Raw genomic sequence first — 7,018 nt, 5'->3', positions numbered from 1 at the left:
CTTCACCGGCGGGAGAGTCGGTCGCCGCCAACCTTTTCAAGCCCTGCCCCCCGCGACTTCGTGCTGCGGGGGGCAGTGTGCGTTTCTGGCCCCCCCGGCCCCGCCGCCTCGGCCCGCGATTCGCCCCGCCCCGCCGATCACCCCCGCAATGACTCCCAGGACTGGGGACTGAAATAGCGAGGGTACAGAACAATGAAGGGCCTTTGTCGGTTTTAGGCTTTATGCAACCTGATTCAAAACCACAATCCCGAGTGCCAGTATCTGTACTGGATTTGGCCGCCATTATAGAAAACAGTACCCCCGCTGATACTTTCCGCAACACACTGGATTTAGCCCAGCACGCGGAAAAATGGGGCTTTACTCGCTATTGGCTGGCCGAGCATCATAACATGGCCAGTATTGCCAGTTCAGCAACTGCCGTTCTAATTGGTCATGTTGCAGGTGGTACTTCTACTATCCGGGTGGGTTCGGGGGGGATTATGCTGCCAAATCACGCTCCTTTGGTAGTTGCTGAGCAATTTGGTACACTGGCGTCCTTGTATCCCGGCCGTATTGATTTGGGACTAGGGCGTGCGCCAGGTACTGATCCTCTAACCGCCCGCGCGCTTCGGCGTGATACAGTGGGGGCCGCAACGGAGTTCCCTCAGCAGGTGCAGGAGCTACAAACTTATCTGTCGGCGGACAACGCAGCCAATAAGGTGCGGGCAGTACCGGGCGAAGGCTTGGATATTCCTATCTGGCTACTGGGCTCCAGTACTTATAGTGCGCAGCTTGCTGGATTTTTAGGTCTTCCTTTTGCATTTGCCAGCCACTTTGCGCCAACGCATCTACACGCAGCTCTGGAGCTTTACCGCAGTTCCTTCCGGCCTTCCGCTCATCTGGCTACGCCCTACGCGGCGGCTTGCGTCAATGTCATTGCCGCCGATACGGATGAGCGGGCTGAGTACCTGGCAACGTCTTTTCATCAGTTTGCCTTGAATATTATCCGGGGTACATCCAGGCCTCTGCAGCCCCCGGTAGCAACCATGAGCGGGTTGTGGCACGAACTTGAGGAGGAAGCTGTGTCCCAGATGATGACCTACTCCTTTATTGGTGGGCCAGCAACCGTGCAGCGGCAGCTGCAGTACTTTCTGCAGGCTACTCAAGTCGATGAGTTGCTAGCTGTGTCGCACATCTATGACCATGAGGCGCGGCTTCGCTCCTATGAGGTGTTGAAGACTGTTAGCAGTTGGTAAGCGCAAAACCAGTTTCAGGTGGTTGGCAGCGGTGGTCGTCCAACGGAATGAAGGCAAAGATTCTGGGCAAGCAGGCAAATTCATGCGTCTTTGAATAAGTAAGGTGTCTTTGGTTGTTACCTTCACAGACTTATTCTGTTTCAGATGACGCTAACCTATCCTTGGTTCCTGCTCGGACTTCTTGCTTTAGCTATTCCCCTTGCCATTCATTTCTTTGAATTGCGCCGGCCGCAGCGGCTGCTGTTTACCAACGTGGGCTTCATCCGCGAAATCAAGCTGGTAACGGCGCGGCAGCGCAAGCTCAAGCATTTGCTGGTGCTAGCCGCCCGGATGGGGTTTATAGCGTTTCTGGTACTGCTGTTCTGTCAGCCGTTTATTCCGGCACCGGAACAAAGCCAAGTGAACGACGGCGGCATCGTAGCCAGCCTCGTCGACGCTTCGCCCAGCATGGTGGTAGAAGGTGACCAGTCGCAGCCCTTGTTTGACCAGGCTGTGGCGGAAGCTCAGGAGCTGCCTTCGGCGTATCCGGCCTCGGCCCGCTACGTGCTGCCAGCTTCGTCCAACGCGGTGCTGACGGCGCCGGCTTTTCAGACCGCAGTGCAGCAGCTCACTATTTCCGGTCAGACCAAAAGCCTAGCCAATGGCCTGGAGCGGGCTAAAAGCGTAGCCAACGCCAAGCATATCTTCGTTTTCTCTGACTTTCAAAAAAACAGCTTCAATCCGCAGGCGCTGCTGACTGACAGCACGAGCCAGCTATATCTGGTGCCGCTGCAGGGCCGGCAGACGGCCAACGTATTCGTGGATAGCGTGCTGCTCGACGATGCTTTCGTGCGCACGGGTGCTGATTTGAACCTGCGCGTCCGGCTGCGCAATGGCGGGATGCTGGCTGCCCCGGATTGTCAGGTGAAAGTATTTGTTGGCAGCCGACAGGTAGCCACGTATCGGGTGGCTGTGCCGGCGCGCGAAAGTATCGTGTCGGCGGTTCGGGTGCGGCTGGATGGGGAAGCCGCGCAGCAGTGCCGGGTAGAGGTGGAGGATTTGCCGGTGACTTTCGACAATACCTACTATTTCACCCTGCAAGCCTCGCCCCAGATCCGCATCCTGAACATTACGGCCCCACAAGCTGCGGCCGTCAGCCGGGTATACAACAACGAGTCGATGTTCAGCTACAGCGGCAGCCCCGCCGCACGGCTGGACTACAGCCTCCTGAATACGGCCAACCTGCTGGTGCTGGAGGAAGTACCCAAGCTGGACAACGCCCTGCGCGAAAATCTGCGGCGGGCGGTGGTGCAAGGGGCCACACTGGTGATTGTACCACCCGCTGGCAACCCAACCACGCAGGAAGAATACAACCGCCTGTTCCGGGAATTGGGCATAGGCGGAATTCAGTGGGAGAGGCCCCAGGTCGGAGCGCCGGTGCTGCAGGATGTGGCCGCGCCCAGTCTGCAGAGTCCCTTTTTTCAGGATGTGTTTACGGCTTCCAATCAGCGGGCGGGCATGCCGAGGGTGGCCCCAGTGCTACGCTGGTCCCGCTCGGCCACCGAAATACTGAAGATGCGCAACGGCGACGGGTTCTTGGCTGGTTTCACTAGTGGCCGGGGCAAGGTGTTTCTGTTTGCCGCGCCTTTCCAGAGTGCGTACAGTGACTTTACCCAGCACGCGCTGTTTGTACCCGTTATGTACCGATTGGCTATGCTCAGCTACCAGAGCGAGCAGCGTATTGCCTACCGCCTCAACCAGGGAACCGTAGCCCTGAGCCTGAAGCCCCAGGCCAAAACGCAGCGGGATGAGCCGGTGGTAAGTCTGCGCAAAGACAGCCTGACTGTTATTCCCGCCCAGCGCTGGGAGGCCGGTACCCTGCGCCTGACCATTCCGGCGGTGGTGCAGGAGCCCGGTTTTTACCAGGTGATTTACAATGACAAGGTAGTAGCCACGCTGGCGCTGAATATCGACAAGGCGGAATCGGAGTTGGCTTACTACTCGGCAAACGACCTGCGGCAGCTGATTGGACCCAACCGGCCCAACGTGCAGGTCTACGAAAGCACGACCAACCGCTCGGTTGCCGCCCACTACAAAGCCCTGCGGGTAGGGACGCCGCTGTGGCGCTACTGTCTGCTGCTGGCTTTAGCCTGCCTGCTGGCCGAAGTATTGTTGCTGCGCTTCGTGGGCCGGCCCCGGGCAGTTCCGGCGGCGGCAGTGGCGGCGTAAGGTGCGTAGTTTGGCCAAAGTCCTCTATCTTTCCGCCTCACTTGCTGCTTATCCGTGCCCGCCGAAGTTTCCCCGTTTCCCTCCGTGTTGCGTACGGCCCTGCGCTTTGGCGTGGGCGCCGGTTTGTTGTGTACCCTCTGGCTCGTAGGTCTGCTGCTGACCGGCAATGACCCGTTTGGGCCCAAGCGGCTGATGGTGATATTTCTGCCCCCGCTGGCCGTAGTAGCCAGCCAGTGGATGCTGCGGCGTATTTCTCCGCCGGAAGGCCCCGGTTTGAAGCGCGCCCTGGCCGTGGGTGCCCTGACGGCTTTCCTGGCCGCTACTACCTCGGCTATGGGCGTGTACGGTGTGGCCCAGATGGCCGGCCCCGAGCAGATCGAGAAGAGCAAGGCCGCCATGATTAAAATTGCCGAAGGCTCCCGCGCCGACTATCTGAGGCAGCCGGGCGGCAAAGAGCAGTACGAGCGCACGATTCAGGGCCTGCAAAGCGTGAATGCGCAGGGCATGGCTACCGATGACTTCGTGAAAAAACTGCTGTTTGGTCTTCTGCTGAGTGTACCGGGCGCTATTTTTCTGCGCCGTTAGTTCTTGCTTCCTTCACTGTTCTACCTAACCACCAAAACATGGAAACTACCTCTACTACGCCTGCCGCTTCTCCCGTATCCGTCGGAATTCGCTACGGTATCATCACCGGGCTTATCTGGATTGTGGTCGACTTTGCCATGCGCGCCACCGGATTGTCGTTTAAGTATTCGGTATATCTGAGTGCCAGTATTCTGGTCTACATACTCGGCACGGTGATGGCGCACCGCTTTTTCAAGCAGAACAACCAGGGCTTCATGACCTACGGGCAGGGCCTGCTGATTGTGGTGGTACTGTCGGTTATTTCCGGGCTGATGTCCGGCATTTTCAATTATGTCTACGTCAACTTTATTGACCCCGACTACGCGCTGCGCATGCGCACTGACCTGGAAGCCTGGATGAGCACGATTCCGAACGTGCCGGAAGAGCAAATCGAAAAAAGCCTCGAAGGCATGAGCGACGAGCAGATTAAGTCGCCCACCCAGATTGGCAAGAGCCTGATGGGCGCAGCCGTGGGTGGCGTTATTACGGGCCTGATTGTCTCTATTTTCACCAAGCATAAACGACCCGAGTTTGAGTAAGCGTTTGTCGTCCCATTTCCCCGTTGAGCTCTCCATCGTCATTCCCCTGCTCAATGAGGCCGAGTCGTTGCCGGAACTGACCCGCTGGATAAACCGGGTGCTGGCTCAGCACGGGCTTACCTACGAGCTGATTCTGATTGATGACGGCTCGACGGACACGTCCTGGGACGTAATTGAGGAGCTGGCCCAGACCGATACCCACCTGCGCGGCATCCGCTTCAACCGCAACTACGGCAAGTCGGCGGCCCTGAACACGGGCTTCAAGGAGGCCGTAGGCCGGGTGGTGTGCACCATGGATGCCGACCTGCAGGACTCGCCCGAGGAGCTGCCCGAACTCTACCGCATGATTGTGGAGGAGCGCTACGACCTGGTGAGCGGCTGGAAAAAAAAGCGTTTCGACCCGCTGAGCAAAACCATCCCGACCAAGCTCTTTAACGGGGCCACCCGCTGGATTTCGGGTATCAAGCTGCACGATTTCAACTGCGGCCTGAAAGCCTACGACCAGCGCGTGGTGAAGGGCATCGAGGTCTACGGCGAGATGCACCGCTACATTCCCGTCATTGCCAAGTGGAACGGCTTCGGCCGCATCGGCGAGAAGGCCGTGCAGCACCAGGAGCGTAAGTACGGCGTCACCAAGTTTGGTCTGGAGCGGTTCGTCTACGGCTTCCTGGATTTGATGTCCATCACCTTCGTGAGCCGGTTCCGGCGGCGGCCCATGCACTTCTTCGGTACGCTGGGCTCCGTGTCGTTTCTGGTGGGCATGCTGATTACGCTGTGGCTGGTGGCCGAGAAAATCTACCTGGCCCACTACAACCTGCGGGCCCGCGACGTAACCGACCAGCCGCTGTTTTTCCTGGCGCTGGTGGCAGTGATTCTGGGTATGCAGCTGTTTCTGGCGGGTTTTCTGGCCGAGATGGTGCAGCTCAACGGCCCGCGCCGCAACGATTACCTGATTCGGGACAAGATCAACTTACCAGACTAACCGCCTGTGGCACGCGTCGTCATTATCGGGCCGGCTTACCCGCTACGGGGCGGCCTGGCTACCTACAACGAACGGCTGGCGCGGGCCTTCCGCGAAGCCGGCGACGAGGTGCGCATCGTCACCTTCAGCCTGCAGTACCCCAACTTTCTGTTCCCGGGCCAAACGCAGTTCAGCACCGAGCCCGGCCCCGCCGACCTGCCCATCGAGGTGAGTATCAACTCGGTGAATCCGCTGTCGTGGTGGACGGTGGGAGAGAAGCTGCGGCGCGAGAAGCCCGACCTGGTGATTTTCCGCTTCTGGCTGCCGTTTATGGGTCCGGCCCTGGGTACTATTGCCCGCCTGGTGCGCCGCAACCGTCACACCCGTGTCGTGGCCATTACCGACAACGTTATTCCGCACGAGAAGCGGCCCGGCGACCGGCCCCTGACGCGCTATTTCCTCTCGGCCTGCCACGGCTTCGTCACGATGTCGCGCTCTGTACTGGCCGATCTGCGCCGCCTGCACTTCCGGCAGCCGGCCCAGTACCAGCCCCACCCGCTCTACGACAACTTCGGCGCCCTCAAGGCCAAGCCCGCCGCCCTGCATGCCCTGCAGCTCGACCCGCAGTACGGCTACCTGCTCTTCTTCGGCTTTATCCGGGCCTACAAGGGGCTGGATATTCTGCTCGAAGCCTTTGCTGATGAGCGGCTGAAGTCCCTGCCCGTCAAGCTCATCATTGCCGGCGAATACTACGAGGATGCCGCGCCCTACGAGGCCCTGATTGCCCGCCACGGCCTGGAAAGCCGCCTGGTGCGCGCCACCGACTTCATTCCCAACGAAAAGGTAGCCGATTACTTCTGCGCCGCCGATATGGTGGTGCAGCCCTACAAAAATGCCACCCAGAGCGGCGTCTCGCAGATAGCCTACCACTTCGAGCGTCCCATGCTGGTCACCGACGTGGGCGGTCTGGCCGAACTCATTCCCGATGGGGAAGTGGGCTACGTCGTAAAGCCCACTCCCAGAGCCATAGCCGATGCCCTGGTTGATTTCTACGAGCACCAGCGCGAGGCCGAGCTGGCCGCTGGCGTGTGGGCCAAGAAGAAAGAGTTTTCGTGGAGTGAGATGGTAGCGGCGTTAAAGGCGGTAGCGGGGTAGAAAGTCATTAGCAAGAGAATTTAAATTTCAACTGTGCAAGCCCCAGCGGGGCGACACCCGTCCTTCAACGATTGGTGCCGCTTAGCTGGGGCTTTTGCTTTATCGGGTGTCGAGTTACTACCGATATGCCGCCCCGCTGGGGCTATTTCGTTTATCAGATAGGGGCTTCTGCCGCTAATCACTCAGTGGATACCACTCACCAAGGAATAGCCAGCAGGCCATGGCGAGCAGCCAGAAAAACCAGAGTTGCCGACCACTATTTGCTTCATGGTGCTGTGGCCCTGCTAGAGCCTTGG

6 protein-coding genes are annotated in these 7,018 nt (G+C 59.1%); all 6 read left to right on the top strand.

Annotation, left to right across the window (positions count from 1 at the left end; translation table 11 throughout):
- Positions 1-221 precede the first annotated feature (221 nt).
- The 6 genes from LGH70_RS08300 to LGH70_RS08275 all read left to right on the top strand — a co-directional run bounded on the left by LGH70_RS08300 (position 222) and on the right by LGH70_RS08275 (position 6,722).
- Positions 222-1,235, top strand: a complete 1,014-nt coding sequence (locus tag LGH70_RS08300; protein ID WP_226184687.1) for an LLM class flavin-dependent oxidoreductase — start codon at positions 222-224, stop codon at positions 1,233-1,235.
- Between the two features lie 144 nt (positions 1,236-1,379).
- Positions 1,380-3,443 (top strand): BatA domain-containing protein, encoded by a 2,064-nt coding sequence (locus tag LGH70_RS08295; protein WP_226184685.1) that lies wholly within the window; start codon positions 1,380-1,382, stop codon positions 3,441-3,443.
- A gap of 54 nt (positions 3,444-3,497) precedes the next feature.
- Positions 3,498-4,028 (top strand): DUF4199 domain-containing protein, encoded by a 531-nt coding sequence (locus LGH70_RS08290; RefSeq protein ID WP_226184683.1) that lies wholly within the window; start codon positions 3,498-3,500, stop codon positions 4,026-4,028.
- A gap of 38 nt (positions 4,029-4,066) precedes the next feature.
- The gene (locus tag LGH70_RS08285) at positions 4,067-4,606 is read left to right on the top strand and encodes a DUF4199 domain-containing protein (protein ID WP_226184681.1); all 540 of its coding nucleotides are present in this window, start codon (positions 4,067-4,069) and stop codon (positions 4,604-4,606) included.
- Positions 4,599-5,588 (top strand): glycosyltransferase family 2 protein, encoded by a 990-nt coding sequence (locus tag LGH70_RS08280; RefSeq protein WP_226184680.1) that lies wholly within the window; start codon positions 4,599-4,601, stop codon positions 5,586-5,588. The genes LGH70_RS08285 and LGH70_RS08280 overlap by 8 nt, the downstream gene beginning before the upstream one ends.
- Before the next feature lie 6 nt (positions 5,589-5,594).
- On the top strand, positions 5,595-6,722 hold the full coding sequence (locus LGH70_RS08275; RefSeq protein WP_226184678.1) for a glycosyltransferase: 1,128 nt from the start codon (positions 5,595-5,597) through the stop codon (positions 6,720-6,722).
- Positions 6,723-7,018 lie beyond the last annotated feature (296 nt).

Source organism: Hymenobacter nitidus (assembly GCF_020447315.1).
Lineage (GTDB): Bacteria > Bacteroidota > Bacteroidia > Cytophagales > Hymenobacteraceae > Hymenobacter > Hymenobacter nitidus.
Note: the sequence above shows the minus strand (reverse complement) of the source record. Positions and strands in the feature narration are given on the sequence as shown.